Consider the following 23,164-nt stretch of genomic DNA (forward strand, 5'->3'; position numbering starts at 1 on the left):
GGCCGAAGGGATATCAAGAGAGGGCTGCTTCTGCCACACCCAGCCGTGCGCGTGCCCAGGCGGCCAGCAGCTCGACCCCGCTTTGCATCACCCGCTCATCGAAATCGAATTCGTTGTGATGGTGCGGCGCCGCCAGATCGGCCCCCAGGATGAGGTAAGCCGCTTCGCCTCCCTGCTTTTGCACCCGCTCCATCAGAAAACCGGCATCTTCGCTGGCACCAAAGCGGCGAGTCTGGATGGTAGCGAGCCCCTGCTTGCGGGCCAGCGCCGCCAGCTCGGCCTGCAGCGCCGGGCTGTTGTCGAGCGCAATGGCCTCACCTTGCTTGATGATGCGATAGGTGACGCCGTGGGCGAGGGCAGTCCCTTCGACGATTCGCTGTACCTGACTGAACATGTAGTCGTTGAGCGCGCTGTCGGCGCCGCGGGTTTCACCGCGCAGCTCGGCATGATCGGGAATGACGTTGCGGCCGCTGCCAGCGTGAAGCTGGCCGACGTTGATGCGGGTCATGCCGTCTCGGTGGCGGGGGATGCCTAGCATGGCGGTGGTGGCCATGCAGGCGGCTGCCAGCGCATTGCTGCCGGCATTGGGCTCGAGCCCGGCGTGGGCGGCGATGCCCATAAAGTGGACGTCGAACTTGGTGGAGCAGAGAAACTCGGTGGGGTTGATCACCAGCTCGCCGCTGCCAGCGTGAATACCGATATGGAGCGAAAGCAGGGCATCCACGTCATCGAGTGCGCCACCGGCAGCCAGCGCCTTGCCACCACGGCACCCCTCTTCGGCGGGCTGGAAGAAGAGCTTGATGCGACCACACAGCTGCTCTTTCATCGCCATCAGGCGGCTGGCCAGCCCCATGCCGATGGCGGTGTGGCCATCGTGAGCGCAGGCGTGCATCCACCCCTTGTTGTGGGAGGCAAAACCCTCCTGCTGCGGCTGGTGTTGTTCAGCATCGGACTCTTCCACCTCCACCGCGTCGATATCGAAGCGAAAGGCCAGGGTCGGACCGGGACGGCCGGTATCCAGCTCTCCCATCAGGCCAGTGACATCGCCGATCCGCTCCAGCCAGTCGGGATGGGCTCCCTGACGGCGGGCACGGGCCTTCTCGGCCGCCACATCCACATCACGGCCCATCATCAGATTGCTGGCCAGCAGTTTGTCGCCAAGCACGATGCGATAACCGAGCTCGCTCAGGTGGTGGGCAATCAGGCTGGTGGTGCGAAACTCTTTCCAGGCGGCTTCCGGCAGGCGGTGCAGGTCGCGGCGCCACAGGATCAGGTGCTCAAGGGTCATCTTGGCTTCCTTGGTGATTCGATTTGTCGGCTATTGTGCCTTTTTTCCCGGCTGACCACACGGGCCCGGCAGCTGGTCGGGGGAGCTGTGCGTGCAAGTGGTGGCTGTTCGGGCCGTGAATAGTGGTGAGCACCCATAAAAAACGCCTCCACAAGGGAGGCGTTGTCGATAGCTGGTTATCAGGCCGCGTGATGGTAAGCGGAGGCTTCAAACAGCTTCTTGTTGGCCACCAGATCGATGGGGTCAAAATCATCGACGTTGATGGTGCGCAGGCGACTTACCTCGGCGCGGCGCAGCAGCTCGGCTTCGCTCTGGGTCAGTACGCCAGCGGCCAGGCCGATGTCGGCCACCTTGTCCAGTGCCATGAAGGGGCGCTTGATACCATCGCTCTTGCAGACTTTCTCGAACAGCGGCTCGGCGGCCAGCACGTCATCGAGCGCCTGCTCCAGCAGACCGAAGGGGTTGCCCTCTTCGCGAGTCAGGTATTGGCCCTTGGCCAGGCGGCTGCGAGTTTCGCTCGGGGTTTGCAGCAGACGGGCCACTTGCTGGTCCAGCTTGTCGCACGGACGGTTCAGGTCACGGCCCAGCGGCAGCACCACGGCACGCAGGGCAAGGCCAATCCAGCGGTTCGGGAAGTTGCGCAGCAGCTCGTCGATCGCCTCTTGTGCCTTGAACATGGCATCTTGCAGTGCCCAGTGCAGCAGCGGCAGATCGGCCTGCTGGCGTCCCTCGTCCTGATAGCGCTTGAGGGCGCTGGAGGCCAGATAGAGCTGGCTCAGCACGTCGCCAAGGCGGGCGGAGACCCGCTCCTTGCGCTTGAGCTCGCCACCCAGGGTGCCCATCGCCATGTCTGACAGGAACGCCAGGTTGGCCGAGAGGCGGGAGAGCTGTTGGTAGTAGCCCTTGGTCTGGTCCTTGTAAGGGGCCGCGGCAAAGCGTGCGCCGGTGATACCGAGCCAGAAGCTGCGCACCAGGTTGCTGATGGCAAAGCCGACGTGGCTGAATACTGCCTTGTCGAAATCTTTCAGCGCCTGCTCCTTGTCGGGATGGCTGGCAGCCAGCATCTCCGGCAGTACATACGGGTGGCAGCGGATAGCGCCCTGACCATAGATGATCATGCTGCGGGTCAGGATGTTGGCCCCTTCCACCGTAACGGCGATGGGCGCACCCTGATAGCCACGGGCCAGATAGTTGTTGGGACCCATGCAGATGGCCTTGCCGCCGTGGATGTCCATGGCATCGATGATGCACTTCTGGGCACGGTCGGTGAGGTGGTATTTGACGATGGCGGAGATGACCGAGGGCTTCTCGCCAAGGTCGATACCGGTCACGGTCAGGTTGGCTGCGGCGCCCATGATGTAGGCGTTGCCACCGATGCGGGCCAGCGGCTCTTCAATCCCTTCCATCTTGCCGATGGGCAGCTTGAACTGGCGACGGATGCGGCTGTAGGCGCCGCTCGCCAGGGCCAGCATCTTGACGCCACCGGTGCTGTTGGAGGGCAGGGTGATACCGCGGCCGACCGACAGACACTCGACCAGCATACGCCAGCCCTGACCGGCCATGGCCGGGCCACCGATGATGAAATCGAGCGGGACGAACACATCCTTGCCCTGGGTCGGGCCGTTCTGGAACGGCACGTTGAGCGGGAAGTGGCGACGGCCGATGCCGACACCCTTGATGTGAGTGGGAATGAGGGCGCAGGTGATACCGAGCTCTTCCTCTTCACCCAGCAGGTGCTCGGGGTCACGCAGTTTGAAGGCCAGACCCAGCACGGTAGCAATGGGGGCGAGCGTGATGTAGCGCTTGTTCCAGGTGAGGCGCATACCGAGCACCTCTTTGCCTTCCCACTCGCCCTTGCAGACGATACCGAAGTCGGGGATGGAACCGGCATCAGAACCCGCTTCCGGGCTGGTCAGGGCGAAGCAGGGGATCTCTTTGCCTACCGCCAGGCGGGGCAGGTAGTAATCCTTCTGCTCGTCAGTGCCATAGTGTTGCAGCAGTTCGCCCGGGCCCAGCGAGTTGGGTACGCCAACGGTGGAGGCGAGCACGGCGCTGGCACCGCACAGCTTTTGCAGGACACAGGACTGGGCGTAGGCCGAGAACTCCAGACCGCCATATTTCTTCTTGATGATCATGGCGAAGAACTTGTTGTCCTTCAGGTATTGCCACACCTCGGGGGAGAGATCCGCGCGCTCGTGGGTCACTTCCCAGTCGCTCACCATGCGGCACACTTCCTCGACCGGGCCATCCATAAAGGCCTGCTCTTCGGCAGAGAGGGTGCTGACCGGGATGGCGTGCAGCTTTTTCCAGTCTGGGTTGCCCGCGAACAGGTCGGCTTCCCACCAAGTTGTGCCCGCTTCAATCGCCTCTTTCTCGGTGCGGGACATTTCCGGCATGATCGATTTGTAGATCTTGAACAGCGGCTTGGTTATTTGATTGCGGCGAAATTCCACCAGATTGAGCGGGATGGCGATCACCGCGAACAGCGCCCATACCAGCAAGGGCACATGACCATAGATGGCGCCAAGCACCAGGGCGGCGCCGGTGACCAGGGTGGAGATGAACAGGGATGCCCGGCGATAGGCCAGGGCTCCGATAACCAGGATCACCCCGAGCAGAGTGAGGGTCGTCGTCATTGCTTGCTCCTTGCGTGGTTAGGTTGCCAACGTGGCGTAACTGATCCAGAGGTCTGACCTGTTGGGTATGGCCACTGTTGTAATTCATACGCACAAAGTTATCAAGCTGTTTACATCTTCATTACCTTCTCTCTGTGATCCCCATAACGCTCACGCGCCGCCAGCGCTGTGGCTCGCAGGGGGGGCGACTGTGCGATTCGCTTGTGCGAGAATAGCCGCGATCTACACGCACACTAAAAACAGTGGAAGAGACATCATGTACCAAGAATTGATCCGCAATGAACTGACCGAAGCTGCCAGCGTGCTGCAGGCCTTCCTGGCTGATGAGCAGAACCTGAAAAACATCGAAGCGGCCGCCAAACTGCTGGCCGACTCTTTCAAAGAAGAGGGCAAGGTGCTCTCTTGTGGCAACGGTGGCTCCCACTGTGACGCCATGCACTTCGCCGAAGAGCTGACCGGTCGTTACCGCGAGAACCGCCCGGGTTATGCCGGTATCGCCATCTCCGATCCGAGCCACCTCTCCTGCGTCTCCAACGACTTTGGCTATGACTATGTCTTCTCCCGCTACGTAGAAGCGGTCGGCCGCCGTGGCGACGTGCTGCTTGGCATCTCCACCAGCGGCAACTCCGGCAATATCCTGAAAGCCATCGAAGCGGCCCGTGCCAAAGGGATGAAAGTGATCGCCCTGACCGGCAAGGATGGCGGCAAGATGGCAGGTCTGGCGGATGTCGAGATCCGCGTGCCGCACTTTGGCTATGCCGACCGTATTCAGGAAGTGCACATCAAGGTGATCCACATCCTGATCCAGCTGGTCGAAAAAGAGATGGTCAAGTAATCAGGCCATAACTACCAGTTAAGGGCTGCGCCGGTAGCATGGTTCGCCATCGGCCGGTTGTTGCCAGTCACAGGGGAAGGGATTGCGCCTTCCCCTGCTGTCTGTCGAACCAGCGTGCTGGTCGAACATGACACAAGCCAAATCATGAAAGGAGTCTGCCGGATATGTGCGAACTGCTCGGCATGAGTGCCAATGTGCCGACCGATATCTGCTTCAGCTTTACCGGGTTGATGCTGCGCGGCGGCAAGACCGGGCCCCACAAGGATGGCTGGGGGATCACCTTTTACGAAGGGAAGGGCTTTCGCACCTTCAAGGATCCCGAGCCCAGCGCCCAATCTCCCATCGCCAGACTGGTACAAGCGCTGCCCATCAAGAGCTGCGCCGTAGTCAGCCACATTCGGCAAGCCAACCGTGGCTGCGTGTCGCTGGAAAATACCCACCCCTTTACCCGTGAGCTGTGGGGCCGTTACTGGACCTTCGCCCACAACGGTCAGCTGACCGGCTACAAGAAGCTGCCAACCGGCCGCCACCGGCCGGTGGGGGATACCGACAGCGAGCACGCCTTCTGCTGGCTGCTCGACCGGCTGGAGCAAAAATATCCCAAGCGTCCTGCAAACTTTCCCGCCATGTTTCGCTATCTCGCCACCCTGTGTGACGAGCTCAGAGCATTCGGGGTGTTCAACATGCTGCTCTCGGACGGGGAGTATGTGATGAGCTACTGCAGCAACAACCTGCACTGGCTGACTCGCTGTGCGCCCTTTGGCGAGGCGAGCCTGCTGGATGAGGAGGTGGTGATCGACTTTCAAAGGGAGACCACCCCCAACGATGTGGTGACCCTGATCACCACCCGTCCGCTGACCGGCAATGAGAATTGGGTCAAAATGGCGCCCGGCGAATTCAATCTGTTTCGCATGGGGGAGCGGGTGGCGACCAATCAGGTCGCGCTTGAGCAAGATAAAAAAATACCAGGGTAGATACCTACCCTGGTTCTTCGCAGCAGCCATAAAAGGCAAAAGGGATGAGAGGTGTTGCTGAGCATCATCACTCTGACGGCATTGAGTGTTGATCAATTGTTAATTTGTGGCAATCAAGTTGTTGTCTTGACGGGCGTTTCAGCATCGCTATTTCGATACTGATCACATTTTTTGCCACTTTATTCCCTGAGCCATCCAATCGGGTGCTTCATCACAGCTTGGTCGTGAGCCACGACATCGAAAACTATCTATAGTATGGTCTGTTTGAATACCGTTCTGGAGGAGCCTCGCATGGAGTGGGTGGATCGCAAGGTGTTGCAGCAGCTGGCAGAGGATATCGGTCCGGATATGCTGCCCGTGGTCATCGCAGTCTTTATTGAAGAGGTGGGCGAGCAGCTGAGTCAGCTCAGACCCCTCTATGAACAGGGAGAGTGGGAGGTGCTGGCTCGGGTGGCGCACAGCATGAAATCATCCTGTGGCAGCTACGGCGCCATGCCGAGCTATCAGCAGGTGATGGCGCTGGAGATGGCCAGCAAGCAGGCCGATGTGGCCGAGGCAGAGCGCCAATTGCAACTGCTGGAGGCATCCTTGCCCCAAGTGCTCGCGTTTCTTGCCGATTATCAGTAACGGCGCCATGCAGGGATGCCGGGGCGCCGTGACCGTTGCCTAACGCTGGTTGAGCAGTTGCTGGATGATTCGGTCCAGCGCCAGTTTCAGCTTCAACCGATCGTGCCGATGGGGCAGCTCAAGCTCGCCCAGCTCGGCTTCGATCACTCGCCCCTGCCAGTCCCCCGCATCACCCGCGCCTTGTGGGGCCAGGATGGCATCCAGCCGACCCTGACCGACCCGGGATTCCAGCCAGCGACACTGACTCATCAGATCCAGCTGACTGGCAGGGCCGTTTTCCGCCACCAGATTGCAGACGAAAACCAGCATGGCGCTGCTCTCGTTGATGGCCTGGGCGATCTCGGCCAGCAGCAGTGGCGGCATGATGGAGGTGAGGAAACTGCCCGGCCCCAGAATGATCATGTCCGCCTGCTGCAATGCCAGCACCGCTTCCCGGGTCGCTTGCACTTCCGGCATCAGGCCGAGGGAGAGGGGAGGGGTTGCCAGTTGATCGATTGATACCTCTCCCAGGATCTGGGTGCCACACTCCATATGGGCGCAGAGATCGGTGGGAAATTCAGACATGGGTAGCAATTGTGACTCGATTTTGAGCATGTCACTGATCAGCTTGATAGCATCAAGAGGACGGACACAGAGATTATCGAGCGCCAGCAGCATCAGGTTGCCAAGGTTGTGGCCCGCCAGCTCGCCTTTGCCGGCAAAGCGGTACTCGAACAACAGGCTGCCGATGCTGGGATCGGTCACCAGCTGGTTCAGGCAGTTGCGCAGATCGCCCCAGGCGATGCACTCCTGACTCTTGCGCAGGCGTCCGGTCGAGCCACCATCATCTGTGGTGGCGACGATGCCGGTGAGCCGTTGACCGAGAAACGAGAGGGACGAAAGCACTCGTCCCATGCCATGGCCACCACCGATGGCAACGACCCGATCGAAGTCATTGATGTTTTTTTGCCACATATGGGCGTCCTGTTATTGGTCTCAGTTGACCGCTATGTTAGCAAGCGAAGCGAGATAATTGTTTGATAAAGGTATGATTTTTGCTTGAGGCTGCCATTCGATAAAACAAGGAGATGGTGTTGAAATTTCTGACCGTTCACTCCCTCGCCCAGAATTCATCGCTGGCGGCCCAAGATATCTGCGCGCAGCTGCGCCACCATGCCGATCAGGCCCCCTCCCTGCTGTTACTCTATTTTACCCAAGCCCATGAGGGGGCGATACTGCGCGACGCGCTCAAACGCCAGTTCCCGACGACCCGCTTGCTTGGGTGCAGCTCTTGCGGTGGCGTCATGACCGAGATGGGACACCACGCCCGAGACGGATATGGGCTGGCCGTTGCTGCCCTGTACGATGAGAAAGGGGCATTCGGTGTAGCCGGTGCCAGCGGTGACGGGGTGGATGTGCGACAGTTGCTGCGCCGAGCCATGAGCGATTGTGGTCGACCGGGCGAGCTGCCCCAGCTGATCCTGTTTCATGCCAGTCCCGGCAAGGAGGAGGGGCTGCTGGCCGGTATCGAGGCCGAACTCGGTGCCTCGGTGCCGGTGGTCGGAGGATCCGCGGCTGATAGCAGTGTCAGCGGTGACTGGCAGCTCTGCTGGGATGAGGCGGTAGCTCAGGATGGCATCGGTCTGGCGGTGCTCTATCCCGATTGCCAGCTCGCTTTTCAGTTTCACTCCGGTTATGTGCCTGCCGAATTCAGTGGCGAGATCACCGCCTGCAACGGGCGGGAGGTACTCACCATCGATCACCAGCCTGCTGCCGAGGTCTATGCCCGCTGGTGCGGGCGCGAGCAGCCCTGGCCGGTGGGGGCGATTTTGCGGGAGACCACGCTCACCCCGCTGGCCCGTCAGGTGGGGGCGCTGGATGGCATTCCTTACTACAAACTCTCCCACCCCGAAGCTGTGACCGAACAGGGCGGGCTGCGGCTCTTTACCGATGTGGTGCAAGGGGAGCGTCTGCTGTTGATGTACAGCAGTCAGGAAGGGTTGTTGCAGCGCAGCCTCAATGCCATGCGTATCGAGCCAGGGTATGGGGTCGACGTGGAATTGCAGCCTATCGGCGCTCTCATCATTTTTTGTGCTGGTTGTCGTTTGGCGCTAGGTGATGTGTTGTGCCAATTTGTCGAGCAGAGCCAGGCTCGCCTCGGCAAGATCCCCTTTATCACCCCCTTTACCTTCGGCGAGCAGGGGCGGCTGCCCAATGGCGAGCTGGCTCACGGTAACCTGATGGTATCGAGCGTGATTTTCCTGACCCGTTGAGTCGGCAGAACATAACAGAGCAGGCAACAAGATGATTGGCAACAGTGAACTGGAAGCCCTCGGCGACAAATTGCAGACCACGCTGGTCGATCTTATGCGTTGCCGCGAGCGCGAGGCCAAGTATCGTCACGAGTCCCAGACTCTGCTGGGGGGGGTTGCCACCCTCGCCGATGCCAAGACGCTGGAGCAGGTGCTGGAGAGCCTTATCCAGGTGCTCAAACCCTTTATCGGCTTTGAGCACGCGGATGTGGTGGCCTGGGAAGGGGAGCAGGGGTGTACCCACCTCAGTACCGAGCCTATGCTCGCTGCCCGCAGCTGGCGCATGACCCCGGCATTTGCCCGCGCCATCTCGGGTGAAACCCTGGTGATTTACGATCCCGCCCAGCTGCCCGAGCTGGCGCCGCTGGCAAGCGAGCCGGGCTGGGCCAGCGTGATGCTGACCGGGCTGCAGGCCCCCGGTTTTACCGCCACCCTCATCTGCCGCCACGCTCGGGCGGGCACCTTCGATCTCACCAGCAAGGCCGCCATGGAGCGATGTCGTCCGCTTATCGCCCAGGCGCTGGTCAACATCACCTATCGGGCCCGCTTGCAGGAGCAGGTTGCGGTAAAAACCGAAGCGTTGCAGGCCAGCGAACGCCGTTTTCGCAGCTTCGCCGCCATGGCTTCGGACTGGTTCTGGGAGACAGATGCCGAGCATCGCCTTAGTTACGCCTCTGAGCCGGGTTATCTGGATGAGATGACCCCGCAAGCGACCCGGCCGACCCTCTATGACTACGTCTGCAACAAGCAGAGCTGCGATGCCCAGAAATACCTGCAGCTTTTGGAGCTGCGCCAGCCGGTGCGAGGGGTGCGGATGCAGGTTGCGCTGCAACACGGCCCCTGCTGGATGGAAGTGAGCGCCGAGCCCTGTTTTGACCATGATGCCCAGTTTATCGGTTATCGTGGCACTGCCCGGGATATCAGCAACCAGATCCGCCGTGAAGAGGAGCTGGCGCGGGCACGGGATGAGGCCGAAGCGGCCAACCGTGCCAAGTCCCAGTTTTTGGCCATGATGACCCACGAGATCCGTTCGCCCATGAATGCGGTGTTGGGGATGCTCGATCTGGTGCAGCATGCCGAGCTGGCGCCGGAGCAACAGAGCCTGCTGCGCCATGCCACCCACTCGGCCAGATTGCTGCAAACCATCATCGACGACGTGCTCGATTTTTCGAAAATCGAGTCGCAAACCCTGGTGTTTCACTGCGAGACCCTGCAGCCCGTCCAGCTTTGCCAATCCCTGGTCGAGCCGCTGCAAACCCGTGCCGCCGCGAAGGGGATCGCGCTGGTTTATCGGGTCGATGAGTCTGTGCCCCGGGAGTTACAGGGTGATCCGATGCGTTTGTCACAGGTGATGGGCAATCTGCTGGACAACGCCCTCAAGTTTACCGAGCAGGGGCAGGTGACACTGCACCTGGGTTGGCAGGATGAGAAGCTGCTGATCTCGGTCTCCGACACCGGGATCGGGATCGCCGATGCGGATCAGGCGCTGCTGTTTGAACCCTTCTCCCAGGTCGACAACTCGGCCACCCGGCGTTTTTCCGGTACCGGCCTCGGTCTTGCCATCAGCAAGCGTCTGGTGACGCTTATGGGGGGAGAGATCCACCTGAAGAGCGAGCCGGGCAAGGGAAGCTGTTTCTGGTTCGAACTGCCCGGCATGGCGCTGCCTTGTCATAGCCAGCCGCAGCGGGAGGAGGGGGCTTCGGCACTGCTGCCACTGGATGTGCTGGTGGTGGAGGACAGCCCGGTGAACCAGTTGGTGGTGTCGCTGATGCTGCAAAAACTGGTGGGCAAGGTGCGGCTGGCAGCCAACGGTCTGGAGGCGCTGGCGCAGGTGGATGAGCAGCTCCCGGATCTGATCCTGATGGATATGCGGATGCCCCTGATGGACGGACTGGAAGCGACCCGACGCTTGCGTGAGTTGGGATGCACCATGCCTATTGTCGCCCTGACAGCCAATGCGATGGCGGAGGACAAGGCGTGCTGTCTGGCGCAGGGGATGGATGACTTTCTCGCCAAGCCTATCACCTTGTCACGGTTGAGAGAGTGTTTGCAGCGTCACTTTGGTCAGCGGTTGCCGACGCGCGGATAAAAAAAATGGTCAACTTTGTGGGTTGACCAGTTCTTCAGCAAATACTGAAGAGAGCACGGGATAAATCGGGTTGTATCAATCTATATGAAAAATCTGTGCCAACTTTTCAGGGACTCTTTTGTGTTCAATTTTGGCCGTTTAGCGCAGCGGCTCTCTCTTATTATGGCGTTTTGCGTTCCTACTTACTCGCAAAATGCGAATTTCACATTTTCATTGTTGGAATAATTGCATTTTGCAACGCTGTTTTTGTCATTGTGAAATCAGGCGATGCAGAAATTTACGGGCCGCTTCGCTGTTTTGTTTGGCAATCAGCATCTGCTTTTCATAAATCGGCATCGGCAATATCTCGAGCCAGCGTTGGCAGAGCCAGGCGGCATCTTCAAAGCGCTTGTCCGGATAGAGCTCATCAAGCTCCGGATACTGCTCGAACACTTCCCGCAGGCGATTGACCAGCAGCTTGTCGTTGAAATCTGAGTGGGTGCTCGGCCAGTTGGGCAGCATCTCCACCTTGGCCCGGCGTAGGCCCATCTCGTCTGTTTCCATCTCGTGGATGCAGAAGCGCTCCAGTCCCAGCACCGTCACCCCCAGCAGGCCATCATTAAGGGTGTAGAAGTCAGTCACCTTGACCCGGGTGCCCACCGGCAGAATGCGGCCGGATTGTCCCGAGGTGGTCGACTCTTCCATCACGATGCCAAAGCCCTGATCGTTGATGAATGACTCCTTGAGCATCTGCAGGTGGCGTGGCTCGAACAGACGCAGAGGAAGCTTGCCGCCCGGCAGTATGTGGGAAGGCAAGGGGAACAGTGCCAAAGGTTGTAGTTTCATGTTCCATCCTCCGTTGAGTAGTTGCTGAATATGACAATGCAGCGACTGTGCCAGAGAATGAAAAAAGCCACCGGAGGGTGGCTTTTCGGGCGGTTGAGGGCGCTTAGTTGCGCTGCTCCAGATACATGACAGCCGCTTCCACGCGGCTTTGCGCCTCGAGTTTCTTCAGCAGGCTCTTCACGTGAACCTTGACCGTTCCCTCGGAGATATGGAGTACCGAGGCGACCTGTTTGTTGGAGAGGCCTTTTGCAATTTCGCGCAGGATTTGCATTTCGCGACGCGTTAAGCTTTCCAGCTTCTGCTGCAGGTGATCCAGCTCGTAGATGTTTTCGAGATAGGGGCGCAGCGGCTCGCTCAGGATCTGCTTGCCGGTCATCACATCGGCCAGCTGGGCCAGCAGCAGATCAGGCTCGGTATCCTTGAGCAGGTAGCCGTCGGCACCGGCCTTGAGCAAAGCCACCACATCCTGACGGGCATCGGAGACGGTGAGGATCACCACCCGGGAGGTGATCTCTTCGGCCCGCAGCGCCTTGAGGGTATCGAGGCCGGAGAGCCCCTTCATGTTGAGGTCGAGCAGGATCAGATCCGGCTCGGACTCTTTGGCCAGCGCCACGGCATCTGTGCCGTTGGAGGCTTCACCGGTCACTTCCATGTTCTCTTCCAGAGCCAGCAACTGCACAATCCCTTTGCGCATGAGGGGATGGTCATCTACGACCAGAACTGTGTATTTCATCTCGTCCATCAGGCGTCTCTCGCTAGACTGGTGGGAAAGGTCAGATGCACGCAGGTGCCTTGTGGTTGCTGCTCGTTGATGGTCAGCAGACCGTGCAGTTTGCTGGCGCGCTCGTTCATGATGCTCAACCCGTAATGGTTGATCGCCGAGCTGGCGAGTCCGATCCCGACACCGTCATCTGAAATCTGAACCTCAATGTTACCACTGGCGAGGGTCTCACAGCTAACATCAATCACTTGCGCGTTGGCATGTTTGATGGCATTGAGCACTGCCTCACGGATCAGCTGCAAAATGTGGATATGCTGGCCCGCCTCCAGGTCGTTGTCGGCCAGTCCGTAATGGAACCGGATTTCGGCCTGGGTCTGGGGTTGCAGCTGATCGAGCATGACGCGGATCGCTTCCCCCAGATTGGCATCGCCAATGGTGAGACGGAAGGTGCCAAGCAGTTCGCGCAACTGGGTATAGGCATTGCTAAGCCCCTCGTCGATCTGCTGCATCGCCTCCTGCGCCTTGTCATGCTGCCCCTTGGCGTAAGAGCGCTTGAGCAGGGTGGACTGGATCTTGAGATAAGATAGGGCCTGCGCCAGCGAGTCGTGCAGCTCCCGGGCGATCACCGCCCGCTCCTCCATCAGCAACAGGCGCTGCTGTTGCAGCAGGGTCTGGTCTTTGTGCAGCACCTGAGCCAGCAGCATGGTGAAGTTCTTGATCAACCGCTCATCGATGGGGTGTTGGCTGATGATGTCGAGGCGGCCGAACTCCTGCTCATCCATCTGCAGATAGAAGCTGGCGACCGCATCGAGATCGCCGGGCCAGCCGGTGCGCCCCGAGATATAGACCGGCATGGCATTGTGCTCGAAGCGGGTCAGCCGGATATGGTCGATATGCTGGTGGGCGGCAGCCCTGTCCAGCAGTTTGATAAGGGTACGGGTGCTGAGCGGGGCAGCGTGCAGCTTTTGGGCGGTCGAGTAGAGAAACGAGAGGGTGTCGTTGGCCTGTTGCAGCTTGGCGGTTTTCTCTTCCACCTTGTTTTCCAGCTCCCGATAGAGTTTGCCCAGCTCGTCCGCCATGGTGACGAAGGCGCGCGACAGCTCCCCCAGCTCGTTTTCGCCGTGGGCGGGCAGCTTAAGATCGAAATCCTGCCGCTGGATCTGGCGGGCGCAGTAGACCAGCTGGTTGAGGGGGGCGACCACCTGCTGGCGGGTGAAGCGCACCGTGAACCAGGCGATGGTGATGATGGCCAGCAGGCCGAGCCCCTCTGCCAGTGCCAGCATCCGCACCTTGAATTCCACGTGGTACTGCATCTGATTGACGAAATTGTCGATGGCCGCCACAAACTGCTCGGTGTTATCGGTGTACCGTCTGGGGGTGCGATCCTCGATGTGCTGGCGCATTACCTGCCACTGGCCGAGCACCTCGCCATAGGTGCGACGCAGGGAGGCAGGAGTGATCCAGCGCTGGGTCTCCTGCAGCTCTTCGGCGTGCAGGGTCTCTTCAAACTGGGAGAGGCGCCCCAGCACGCTGTCGCCCCGCTCGATTTCGTAGGCCATCCGGTAGGCCTGCATCCGCAGCGAACCGGAGAGGTTGATTGCCTTGGCATCGGGTACCGAGTAGAAGAGGGTGACCATGGCGACCAGCGCGATCAGGCTGGCCATGAAGAGGATCAACACCATGGCGCGGCCAATGGCACTGCTGACCGAATGGACCCTGAACCGTTTTCCCATACTGATGCGCACCTCTGAATAGTGATAAGGACCCCGCAAGATGCGTGGGAGTGTACTCCAACTTGTGTTAGCATCGAAAAACTAGATGAACTCCGAGCGGTTTTGCCTAAGTCCTAGCGATAGGGGGAAACCAGCCGTCAGCCGACGTTCGAGCTGTAAGGGTCAGGAAAGAAATGCCCTGGCCTCCCGTATTTGGAAAGGTGTTTATGTTGCCACTTGAAGATGGTTTTTCCCGTCGTTTTTACTATTTACGTCTGTCAGTGACCGATGTGTGCAATTTCCGTTGCACCTATTGCTTGCCTGACGGCTATCGCCCCCCGGAAGGTCACAAAGCGGGGCGTCAACCCTTTCTCTCGATTGACGAGATCCGCCGCGTGGTCAGCGGTTTTGCCGCCATGGGCACCCGCAAGGTGCGCATCACGGGGGGCGAGCCCTCCCTACGCCGCGATTTTACCGAGATCGTCAAGGTGATTGCCACCACCCCGGGCATCGAGAAGGTCGCCATGACCACCAACGGCTATCGCCTCAAGGAGCGGGCTCAGGAGTGGTTTGATGCAGGACTCAACGCGCTGAATGTCAGTGTCGACAGTCTCGACCCGCGCCAGTTTCACCAGATCACCGGTGAGAACAAGCTGGCCGAAGTGATGGAGGGGATCGAAGCAGCACTGGCCGCCGGTTTCAAATCGGTGAAGATCAATGCGGTGCTGCTCAAGGGGCTCAACGACTACCAGCTTGATGCCTTTCTGGGCTGGATCAGGCACAAGCCCATCGAGCTGCGCTTTATCGAGCTGATGCAGACCGGCGAGATGGATACCCTGTTTCGTGACCACCATGTCAGCGGCGAGCAGATCAAACAGCGCTTGCTGGAGAGCGGCTGGGTGCAGCAGTTGCGGGGCTCGGATGACGGTCCGGCGCAGGTCTTTATGCACCCCGATTCGCAAGGTGGAGTGGGGCTCATCATGCCCTATAGCAAGGATTTCTGTGCCGGTTGCAACCGGCTGCGGGTCTCCTCGCTGGGGAAGCTGCATCTGTGCCTGTTTGGCGACAACGGCATCGACCTGCGGGATCTGCTCGGCGCAGATGGGCAATCTGATGAGCTGCAACAGCGCATTCGCGCGGCACTGGCGGGCAAGAGTGCCACCCATCGTCTCCATGACGGCAATGCCGGCATCACCCCTCATCTCGCCTCGATCGGCGGATAACCGCAAAAATCGCCAACGATTAAATAGCAATCCTCACATGGAGGTATTTTAACCGATACCTCCATTTTTATTGCGCTGCAAGGCTTTGATCTGGCGCAAAAATCCCCCCTGTTTATCTCCCTGGTGGTATATCCCTTACCTTGTCAGGGCCGCAATATACACCCACTCTTATAATTGGTATCAAGAATGCCAATCATGGACTCGTACTGTCCCCTTTTTCACCAGAACAGGAGTCAACATGCCGGATGAGATCGATCTTGCCCGCCGCGGCCTGTTCCGGGGGCGGCTGAGAACTGCCGAACCGCCGGTGCAGTTGCCCTGGTCAGTCAACTGGTCGGCATTTGTCGCCGACTGCACCCGCTGCGGGGACTGTCTGGCTGCCTGTCCGGAGCAGATCCTGGTGAATGGCGAGGGTGGTTTTCCGGTGGTCGATTTCCAGCGTGGCGAATGCACCTTCTGCACCGAGTGCGTCACGGTCTGCAAGGCGCCGCTGTTTCGCCCGACCAGCGAGTCCCCCTGGCACTATAAGGCCCATATCGAAGCCAACTGTCTGGCCAATGGTCAGGTGTTCTGCCAGCGCTGTCAGGACAGCTGCGAGCCCAATGCCATTCGTTTTATTCCGGTGCTGGGGTGTGTGCCCACCCCGACGGTCGAGCCGGATCGCTGTAATGGCTGCGGCGCCTGTGTGCAAGATTGTCCGGTTGGCAGCATCAAGGTCGACGGGCGAGCCGCCCCATCCGGTGGTGCGAGCCAGCACACCCTCAAGCAGGAGTCAGAATGAGTCAGAAGCCGTGTGACACAGAAGCCACAATGGATCAGGAGTTCCATGTATCGAGTCTGGTGGTGCTGACCCAGCCCCCATTACGCCATCAGCTCGCCGAGCAGATTGGCGCCCTTGAAGGGGCCGAGATCCACGCCGTCAGTGACGAGGGCAAGCTGGTCGTGACCCTGGAAGGTCCGAGCCAGCGGCCGATCATGGCGGCCATTGATGCGATACAGGCGATGCCGGGTGTGCTCTCTGCCGCCCTGATTTACCACCAGTTCGATGAACTGGGCGGTCACTGAAAAGAGTGATGGGATGCCGGGCGTGCCCTCTGCCGCTGATGGCTGGCTCCCGTTCGACAGATTCGACAACTATTACGCGATAAGCAATGTGAGGATATGCCATGAAGCTGAGTCGACGCGACTTTATGAAGGCCAACGCGGTGGCAGCTGCCGCTGCCGTGGCCGGTGTCAGTGCCCCCACGCTGGCAGCCAATCTCATCACCAGTACCGACAAGACGGCCATCCATTGGGATAAGGCTCCCTGCCGCTTCTGCGGTACCGGCTGCTCCGTGCTGGTGGGCTCTCAGGATGGTCGGGTCGTGGCGACTCAGGGTGACCCCGATGCGCCGGTCAACCGTGGCCTCAACTGCATCAAGGGTTACTTCCTCTCCAAAATCATGTATGGCCAGGATCGCCTGACCCAGCCGATGCTGCGGATGAAGAACGGCCAGTTCGACAAGGATGGCGACTTTGCCCCCATCAGCTGGGATCAGGCGTTCGACATCATGGCCGAGAAGTTCAAGGCAACCCTGAAAGAGAAGGGGCCGACCGCTGTCGGCATGTTCGGCTCCGGCCAGTGGACCGTCTGGGAAGGCTATGCCGCCGCCAAGCTGATGAAGGCCGGTTTCCGCTCCAACAACATTGACCCCAATGCTCGTCACTGCATGGCCTCTGCGGTCGTCGGCTTCATGCGTACCTTCGGCATGGACGAGCCGATGGGCTGCTACGACGATATCGAGCAGGCCGATGCGTTCGTGCTGTGGGGCTCCAACATGGCCGAGATGCACCCCATCCTCTGGTCGCGGATGTCCGATCGTCGCCTCTCCAACCCGGATGTGCAGGTGCACGTGCTCTCGACCTTCGAGCACCGCAGCTTCGAGCTGGCGGACAACGGCATGGTGTTCACTCCGCAGACCGACCTGGCGATCCTCAACTATGTCGCCAACTACATCATCCAGAACGACAAGGTGAACTGGGACTTCGTCAACAAGCACACAGTGTTCAAGAAGGGGGTCACCGACATCGGTTACGGCCTGCGCCCGACCGATCCGCTGCAGCAGAAAGCGAAGAACCCGGACAGTGGCGATGCCACTCCGATGACCTTCGAGGAGTTTGCCAAGTTCGTGGCGGATTACGATGTGGAGTCGGTCTCCAAGCTCTCCGGCGTCTCCAAAGAGAAGCTGGAAAAGCTGGCCAAGCTCTATGCCGACCCGAGCAAGAAGGTGGTCTCTTACTGGACCATGGGCTTCAACCAGCATACCCGTGGCGTCTGGGCCAACAACCTCTGCTACAACATCCACCTGCTGACCGGCAAGATCTCCGAGCCGGGTAATGGTCCTTTCTCACTGACCGGCCAGCCCTCTGCCTGTGGCACCGCGCGTGAAGTGGGTACCTTTGCCCACCGTCTGCCTGCCGACATGGTGGTGACCGAGCCCAAACACCGCGCCATTGCCGAGAAGATCTGGAAACTGCCGGAGGGGACCATTCCCGACAAGGTGGGTTTCCACGCCGTGCTGCAGGATCGCATGCTCAAAGATGGCAAGCTCAACGCCTACTGGGTGATGTGCAACAACAACATGCAGGCCGGCCCCAACATGAATACCGATCGCCTGCCTGGCTATCGCGACCCGCGCAACTTCATCGTGGTCTCCGACCCGTACCCGACCGTCACTGCTCAGGTCGCTGACCTCATTCTGCCCACCGCCATGTGGGTGGAGAAAGAGGGGGCCTACGGCAACGCCGAGCGCCGCACCCAGTTCTGGCACCAGCAGGTGAAAGCGCCGGAAGGGGCCAAGTCCGACTTGTGGCAGCTGATGGAATTCTCCAAGCGCTTCAAGGTTGAGGAAGTGTGGCCGGCTGAACTGATTGCCAAGATGCCGGAAGTGAAGGGTACAACCCTGTTCGACGTGCTCTATGCCAACGGTCAGGTCAACCAGTTCCCGAAAGAGCAGAGCAAGGGGATGCTGAACGACGAAGCCGAGCACTTCGGGTTCTACGTCCAGAAGGGCTTGTTCGAGGAGTACGCCACCTTCGGTCGCGGTCACGGCCACGATCTGGCGCCGTTCGATCAGTACCACGAAGCCCGCGGTCTGCGCTGGCCTGTGGTAGATGGCAAAGAGACCCTGTGGCGCTATCGCGAAGGGTTTGACCCCTATGTGAAAGCGGGCGAGGGGGTGCGTTTTTATGGCAAGCCCGATGGCAAGGCGGTCATCTTCGCCCTGCCGTTCGAGCCCGCCGCCGAGTCGCCCGATAAAGAGTACGATCTGTGGCTCTCCACCGGCCGCGTGCTGGAGCACTGGCACACTGGCACCATGACCCGTCGGGTACCCGAGCTTTATCGCGCCTTCCCGGATGCGGTGCTCTTCATGCACCCGGACGATGCCAAGGCTCGCGGCGTGCGTCGTGGGGAAGAGGTGATCGTCTCCTCCCGCCGTGGTGAGGTGAAGACCCGGGTCGAGACCCGTGGTCGCAACCGTCCGCCGAAAGGACTGGTCTTCATGCCCTTCTTTGATGCGAGCCAGCTGGTCAACAAGCTGACCCTGGACGCCACCGATCCGCTCTCGAAAGAGACCGATTACAAGAAGTGCGCCGTCAAGGTGATGAAGGCCTGAGGCGGGGGAGTACGAGATGAGTCGTAGTCGTCGCCAGTTTCTGGCCGACATGGCCAAGGGGGCCTGCGGTGTGGGCCTGCTTGGCGTGGGGCTCGGTGGCGTGTCCCGCCAGCAGGCACAAGCTGTGCCTGCCCAGGCGCTGCGTCCGCCCGCCGCCCTCGATGAAACAGAGTTCCTCAGCGCCTGCGTGCGTTGCGGGCTCTGCGTCGAGGCCTGCCCCTACGACACCCTCAAGCTCGCCCGGCTGTTTGACCCTGTGACCACTGGTACCCCTTATTTCAAGGCGCGTGCCGTGCCCTGCGAGATGTGTGATGACATCCCTTGTGTGGTGGCCTGTCCGAGCGGTGCGCTGGATCAGCAGATGACCGACATCGATCAGGCCCGGATGGGGGTGGCAGTGCTCATCGATCACGAGACCTGCCTCAACTATCTGGGGCTGCGCTGCGATGTCTGTTATCGGGTCTGCCCGCTGATTGACAAGGCGATCACTCTTGAGCTGCAGCATAACCAGCGTACCGGCAAACACGCCATGTTCCTGCCCACGGTACACAGCGATGTCTGTACCGGCTGTGGCAAGTGTGAGCATGCCTGCGTGCTGGAGGAGGCCGCCATCAAGGTGGTGCCACGTCAGCTCGCCAAAGGTGAGCTGGGTCATCACTACCGACTCGGCTGGGAAGAGAAGGCCAAGGCGGGGAACAAGTCGCTCATCGGCGACAGGCTCACCCTGCCCACCCGCAAACCGGAGGGGTTATGAGTCGTTATCCGGGGGAAGAGGCTCGCATCAAGCTGGGGTGGTGGCGTTCCCACCGCTTCCTGTTGCTGCGTCGGCTGAGTCAGTTCAGCGTGCTCGGGCTGTTTTTGCTGGGGCCGCTGGCGGGTATCTGGATCCTCAAGGGCAACCTCTCCAGCTCGCTGTTGCTGGAGACTGTGCCGCTGACCGATCCCCTCACGCTGTTGCAGTCGCTGATGGCGGGCCACTGGCCCATCACCACCCTCTGGTTGGGGGCTGCCATCGTGCTGGCCGGTTACTGGCTGGTCGGGGGGCGGGTGTTCTGCTCCTGGGTCTGTCCGGTCAACCTCATCACGGATGCCGCAGCCTGGCTCCGGGGGCGACTTGGATTAAAGGGCAACGGCCAGTTCAGCCGTGCGACCCGCTACTGGTTGCTGGCCATGGTGCTGGTGGTGCCAGCGGGGGTCGGGATGATGGCGTGGGAGTTGGTCAATCCGGTGTCGCTCGCCATGCGCGGTCTGCTGTTTGGCATGGGGGCGGGCTGGGTCCTGCTGGCGGCGCTATTCCTGTTCGATCTCTTCGTGGTTGAGCGGGGCTGGTGCGGTCATCTCTGTCCGGTGGGGGCCTTCTATGCCCTGGTCAACCGGGTCGGATTTATCAAGATTTCTGCCAAGGGGCGCGAGCGGTGCAACAACTGCATGGATTGTTATGCGGTCTGCCCGGAGCGTCCCATCCTGCGCGGGCCTGTTCATGGTGCCAAGCGCGGTCACGGGCCCTTGATTGCGGCTCAGGAGTGTACCAACTGTGGCCGCTGCATCGATGTCTGCGCGGAGCAAGTTTTTGAAATCACTGTAGGTTTTGCCGTCAAGGCAGAAAAAACGTCGGAGAACAAATAATGAAAAAGCTGATTGGAGCAATGCTGGCCTGCCTGATGGCGGGATCCTTGATGGCAGCGGCCCCCGAGATCACCAACAGTACCGGTGGCCTCAAGTCCGAGCGTGGCGCCACCGATCTGGTGACCGATGCCACCGCCGCTCCCCTGAAAAACTTCCGCAAGGATGGCGCGCCCTATGATCGCCAGTACATGCATCAGCCGCCGCTGATCCCCCACGACATTCGCAACTATGAGGTGGATACCAAGGTCAACAAGTGCCTGGCTTGCCACAGCTTCAAGAATGCCAGTGCCATGAAGGCCCCCAAGATCAGTCCGACTCACTTCGAGACCCGCGACGGCCTGACCCTGGGTGAAGTGTCGCCGCGTCGCTACTTCTGCCTGCAGTGCCATGTACCACAAGCGGATGCCAAGCCGCTGGTGGAAAATACCTTTAAACCGGTTGAAGCGCTGAACTGAGGAATCCATAGATGAAATTACCCGGCTTTATCCAGCGTCTGTGGACCACCTTCAAATCACCATCTAAGGCGGCTCTCTGGGTCATCCTGCTGATGGGCTTCTTCGGTGGCGTGATTTTCTGGGGTGGCTTCAACACCGCCATGGAAGCATCCAACACCGAGGCCTTCTGCACCAGCTGTCACGAGATGAAGGACAACGTGTTCGAGGAGTACCGCGACACCATCCACTACGCCAACCGCTCCGGCGTGCGGGCCAGCTGCCCGGATTGCCACGTACCGCACGAGTGGACCTACAAGATCATCCGCAAGGTTCAGGCTTCCAAGGAGCTGTGGGGCATGATCACCGGCAAGGTGGATACCCGTGAGAAGTTCGAGTCGCACCGGCGCGAGATGGCGGAGCGGGAGTGGCAGCGGATGAAAGAGACTGATTCGCGCGAGTGCCGCAACTGCCACAACTTCGAGTATATGGACTTCTCCCTGCAGGGGCAGCGTGCTGCCAAGATGCACTCTACCAATCTGGCCAGTGGTGAAAGTACCTGTATCGACTGTCACAAGGGGATTGCTCACCAGCTGCCCGACATGACCGGGGTGAAAGGGTTCTGATCCTGCGACGACAGGCCGGGTTTCCCCGGCCTGCGTTTTGTTCATATATGGGACAAGCATCAGATTTGTGTGTCTTTTAAATCCCATATCTCGTGAAACCTTTGATAGAATCAGCCCGCCGTCACACGCTTGAGCAAGTTGGTCACTCCTGTCTGCGTCCGTTTTTGCGCCCTGACAGCTGGCCTCTCATACCCCTTCTCTTCCTGCCTCGTTGACGGCCCATAGCCACAAGGAGCTGCCCGATGGGACAGAAACACAACGCATTTATTCCCCTCAAGATCGCCGTGCTGACGGTCTCCGACAGCCGCACTGCCGCCGATGACAGCTCGGGCGACTATCTGGTCTCGGCCCTTACCGACGCGGGCCATCAGCTGGCCGATCGGGCACTCTGCCCGGACAACCTGTTTCGTATCCGCGCGCGGGTGAGCGAGTGGATCGCCGATGAGGGGGTGCAGGTGGTACTGATTAACGGCGGTACCGGCTTCAATGAACAGAACCGGGTACCGGAAGCGGTCGGTGTGCTGTTCGAGCGCACCGTACAGGGTTTTGGCGAGATGTTCCGTCAACTCTCTTTTGCCGAGATTAAAGGCTCCGCCATGCAGAGCCGTGCGCTGGCGGGACTCGCCAATCGCACCCTGATCTGCTGCCTGCCCGGCTCCACCGGCGCCTGTCAGCTGGGTTGGGAGCAACTGATCCGCGATCAGCTCGATGCCCGCACCAAGCCGTGCAACTTTGTCTCCCACCTCTGAGAGCAAGTGATGAACCAGACCGATCCCAAGCAGACCCAGCCCAACCTGACGCATCTGAATCAGAGCGGCGAAGCCCATATGGTGGATGTGACCGACAAGCAGGTGACCGAGCGCGAAGCCCGTGCCGAGGCGTTTGTTGCCATGGCCCCCGAGACGCTGGCGCTGATCCTGAGCGGCCAGCATCACAAGGGTGACGTGTTCGCCACCGCCCGCATCGCCGGCATCATGGCCGCCAAGAAGACCTCTGATCTTATCCCCCTCTGTCATCCGCTGGCCTTGACCAAAGTCGAGGTGGAGATAGTGCCGCTGGCCGAGCAGAATCGGGTGCATATCCGCACCCTCTGCAAGCTCTCCGGCAAGACCGGGGTAGAGATGGAGGCGCTGACCGCCGCGTCGGTAGCGGCGTTGACCATCTACGACATGTGCAAGGCGGTGCAAAAGGACATGGTGATCGAACAGGTGCGGCTGGTAGAGAAAAAGGGCGGCAAGTCCGGCCATTTTCAGTTGGGGTCAAATAGCGGGGAACAAGCATGATCAAGGTACTTTTTTTTGCGCAAGTAAGAGAGCTGGTGGCCTGCGATGAGCTGAGCCTGCCGTGCGACTACGCCACTGCCGAACAACTGCGCGCGGCGCTCAGTGAACGCGGCGACAAGTGGGCGCTGGCGCTGGAAGCTGGCAAGCTCTTGGTCGCGGTCAATCAGACCCTGGTGTCCCTCGATACCCCCATCAATGATGGCGATGAGGTGGCCTTCTTCCCACCGGTGACCGGAGGTTGATGATGAGTGAAATAATGACTGTGGATCGCACCTCTGAGCTGTGTGGTGGCGATGAGGTGGCCTTCTTCCCTGCCCCTCC

The 23,164-nt window shown here is 60.1% G+C and carries 22 protein-coding genes and 1 riboswitch; of the genes, 16 read left to right on the forward strand and 6 right to left on the reverse strand.

All coding sequences use genetic code 11. The features are described 5' to 3' along the window. Positions 1-13: 13 nt before the first annotated feature. Positions 14-1,288 (reverse strand): amidohydrolase, encoded by a 1,275-nt coding sequence (locus tag AB5Y82_RS03030; RefSeq protein ID WP_368173634.1) that lies wholly within the window; start codon positions 1,286-1,288, stop codon positions 14-16. A gap of 179 nt (positions 1,289-1,467) precedes the next feature. After that, positions 1,468-3,924, reverse strand: a complete 2,457-nt coding sequence (gene fadE / locus AB5Y82_RS03035) for an acyl-CoA dehydrogenase FadE (protein WP_042054645.1) — start codon at positions 3,922-3,924, stop codon at positions 1,468-1,470. Positions 3,925-4,180: 256 nt separating this feature from the next. Here fadE and lpcA point away from each other — a divergent pair, with 256 nt between their 5' ends. From lpcA to AB5Y82_RS03050, 3 genes are all read left to right on the forward strand, one after another. Beyond that, entirely contained in the window at positions 4,181-4,759 is a 579-nt protein-coding gene (lpcA, locus tag AB5Y82_RS03040; protein ID WP_005353517.1) for a D-sedoheptulose 7-phosphate isomerase, read from the forward strand. A gap of 164 nt (positions 4,760-4,923) precedes the next feature. Next, positions 4,924-5,733 carry a class II glutamine amidotransferase gene (locus tag AB5Y82_RS03045; RefSeq protein WP_005353514.1) on the forward strand — a complete coding sequence of 270 codons (810 nt, stop codon included), beginning with the start codon at positions 4,924-4,926 and terminating at the stop codon, positions 5,731-5,733. 291 nt (positions 5,734-6,024) lie between these two features. Then, positions 6,025-6,360: an Hpt domain-containing protein gene (locus AB5Y82_RS03050; protein ID WP_120415726.1), complete on the forward strand. Its 336-nt coding sequence runs from the start codon at positions 6,025-6,027 to the stop codon at positions 6,358-6,360. A 39-nt stretch (positions 6,361-6,399) separates the two neighbouring features. On the opposite strand, the gene yvcK is transcribed toward AB5Y82_RS03050, so the two are convergent. Continuing rightward, positions 6,400-7,314, reverse strand: coding sequence for a uridine diphosphate-N-acetylglucosamine-binding protein YvcK (yvcK, locus tag AB5Y82_RS03055; protein WP_047438497.1), 915 nt, complete (start codon positions 7,312-7,314; stop codon positions 6,400-6,402). Positions 7,315-7,427: 113 nt separating this feature from the next. Between yvcK and AB5Y82_RS03060 the strand changes: the two genes are divergently transcribed. Together AB5Y82_RS03060 and AB5Y82_RS03065 are read left to right on the forward strand one after the other, a co-directional pair. Further along, positions 7,428-8,612 (forward strand): FIST signal transduction protein, encoded by a 1,185-nt coding sequence (locus AB5Y82_RS03060; protein WP_368173635.1) that lies wholly within the window; start codon positions 7,428-7,430, stop codon positions 8,610-8,612. Between the two features lie 31 nt (positions 8,613-8,643). After that, positions 8,644-10,740 (forward strand): ATP-binding protein, encoded by a 2,097-nt coding sequence (locus AB5Y82_RS03065; RefSeq protein ID WP_162632644.1) that lies wholly within the window; start codon positions 8,644-8,646, stop codon positions 10,738-10,740. A gap of 249 nt (positions 10,741-10,989) precedes the next feature. Here the strand turns inward: AB5Y82_RS03065 and AB5Y82_RS03070 are convergent, their stop codons facing one another. From AB5Y82_RS03070 to narQ, 3 genes are all read right to left on the reverse strand, one after another. Next, positions 10,990-11,565, reverse strand: a complete 576-nt coding sequence (locus AB5Y82_RS03070) for an LON peptidase substrate-binding domain-containing protein (RefSeq protein WP_005334473.1) — start codon at positions 11,563-11,565, stop codon at positions 10,990-10,992. A 103-nt stretch (positions 11,566-11,668) separates the two neighbouring features. Beyond that, on the reverse strand, positions 11,669-12,307 hold the full coding sequence (gene narL, locus AB5Y82_RS03075) for a two-component system response regulator NarL (RefSeq protein ID WP_005334471.1): 639 nt from the start codon (positions 12,305-12,307) through the stop codon (positions 11,669-11,671). Beyond that, positions 12,307-14,019 (reverse strand): nitrate/nitrite two-component system sensor histidine kinase NarQ, encoded by a 1,713-nt coding sequence (gene narQ, locus AB5Y82_RS03080; RefSeq protein ID WP_005334468.1) that lies wholly within the window; start codon positions 14,017-14,019, stop codon positions 12,307-12,309. The genes narL and narQ overlap by 1 nt, the downstream gene beginning before the upstream one ends. A 78-nt stretch (positions 14,020-14,097) precedes the next feature. Then, a riboswitch (molybdenum cofactor riboswitch) is annotated at positions 14,098-14,238 on the forward strand. On the opposite strand from narQ, the gene moaA reads away from it, so the two are divergent. The 11 genes from moaA (at position 14,226) to moaD (ending at position 23,085) form a co-directional block, all read left to right on the forward strand. Then, positions 14,226-15,221, forward strand: coding sequence for a GTP 3',8-cyclase MoaA (moaA, locus tag AB5Y82_RS03085; protein ID WP_111901421.1), 996 nt, complete (start codon positions 14,226-14,228; stop codon positions 15,219-15,221). (Overlaps the previous riboswitch by 13 nt.) Before the next feature lie 238 nt (positions 15,222-15,459). Further along, positions 15,460-16,002, forward strand: a complete 543-nt coding sequence (gene napF, locus AB5Y82_RS03090) for a ferredoxin-type protein NapF (protein WP_111901422.1) — start codon at positions 15,460-15,462, stop codon at positions 16,000-16,002. Between the two features lie 29 nt (positions 16,003-16,031). After that, on the forward strand, positions 16,032-16,286 hold the full coding sequence (locus AB5Y82_RS03095; protein ID WP_031227438.1) for a chaperone NapD: 255 nt from the start codon (positions 16,032-16,034) through the stop codon (positions 16,284-16,286). Positions 16,287-16,387: 101 nt separating this feature from the next. Continuing rightward, on the forward strand, positions 16,388-18,877 hold the full coding sequence (gene napA / locus AB5Y82_RS03100; RefSeq protein ID WP_111901423.1) for a nitrate reductase catalytic subunit NapA: 2,490 nt from the start codon (positions 16,388-16,390) through the stop codon (positions 18,875-18,877). Positions 18,878-18,893: 16 nt separating this feature from the next. Continuing rightward, entirely contained in the window at positions 18,894-19,631 is a 738-nt protein-coding gene (gene napG, locus AB5Y82_RS03105; protein WP_368173636.1) for a ferredoxin-type protein NapG, read from the forward strand. Next, on the forward strand, positions 19,628-20,503 hold the full coding sequence (napH, locus tag AB5Y82_RS03110; protein ID WP_368173637.1) for a quinol dehydrogenase ferredoxin subunit NapH: 876 nt from the start codon (positions 19,628-19,630) through the stop codon (positions 20,501-20,503). Before napG ends, napH begins: the two co-directional genes overlap by 4 nt. Further along, a complete protein-coding gene (locus AB5Y82_RS03115) occupies positions 20,503-20,958 on the forward strand; it encodes a nitrate reductase cytochrome c-type subunit (RefSeq protein WP_005334452.1) in 456 nt (151 codons plus the stop codon). Before napH ends, AB5Y82_RS03115 begins: the two co-directional genes overlap by 1 nt. A gap of 11 nt (positions 20,959-20,969) precedes the next feature. Beyond that, positions 20,970-21,560 carry a cytochrome c3 family protein gene (locus tag AB5Y82_RS03120; protein ID WP_005353459.1) on the forward strand — a complete coding sequence of 197 codons (591 nt, stop codon included), beginning with the start codon at positions 20,970-20,972 and terminating at the stop codon, positions 21,558-21,560. A gap of 242 nt (positions 21,561-21,802) precedes the next feature. Then, complete coding sequence (moaB, locus tag AB5Y82_RS03125; RefSeq protein ID WP_005344126.1) at positions 21,803-22,309, forward strand: molybdenum cofactor biosynthesis protein B; 507 nt, start codon at positions 21,803-21,805, stop codon at positions 22,307-22,309. Between the two features lie 9 nt (positions 22,310-22,318). Beyond that, positions 22,319-22,843 carry a cyclic pyranopterin monophosphate synthase MoaC gene (gene moaC, locus AB5Y82_RS03130; protein WP_110302479.1) on the forward strand — a complete coding sequence of 175 codons (525 nt, stop codon included), beginning with the start codon at positions 22,319-22,321 and terminating at the stop codon, positions 22,841-22,843. Beyond that, positions 22,840-23,085 (forward strand): molybdopterin synthase sulfur carrier subunit, encoded by a 246-nt coding sequence (gene moaD / locus AB5Y82_RS03135; protein WP_113739135.1) that lies wholly within the window; start codon positions 22,840-22,842, stop codon positions 23,083-23,085. Before moaC ends, moaD begins: the two co-directional genes overlap by 4 nt. Positions 23,086-23,164: the final 79 nt, after the last annotated feature.

The sequence above is a fragment of the Aeromonas sp. s13 genome, assembly GCF_040907905.1.
Classification (GTDB): Bacteria; Pseudomonadota; Gammaproteobacteria; order Enterobacterales; family Aeromonadaceae; genus Aeromonas; species Aeromonas veronii.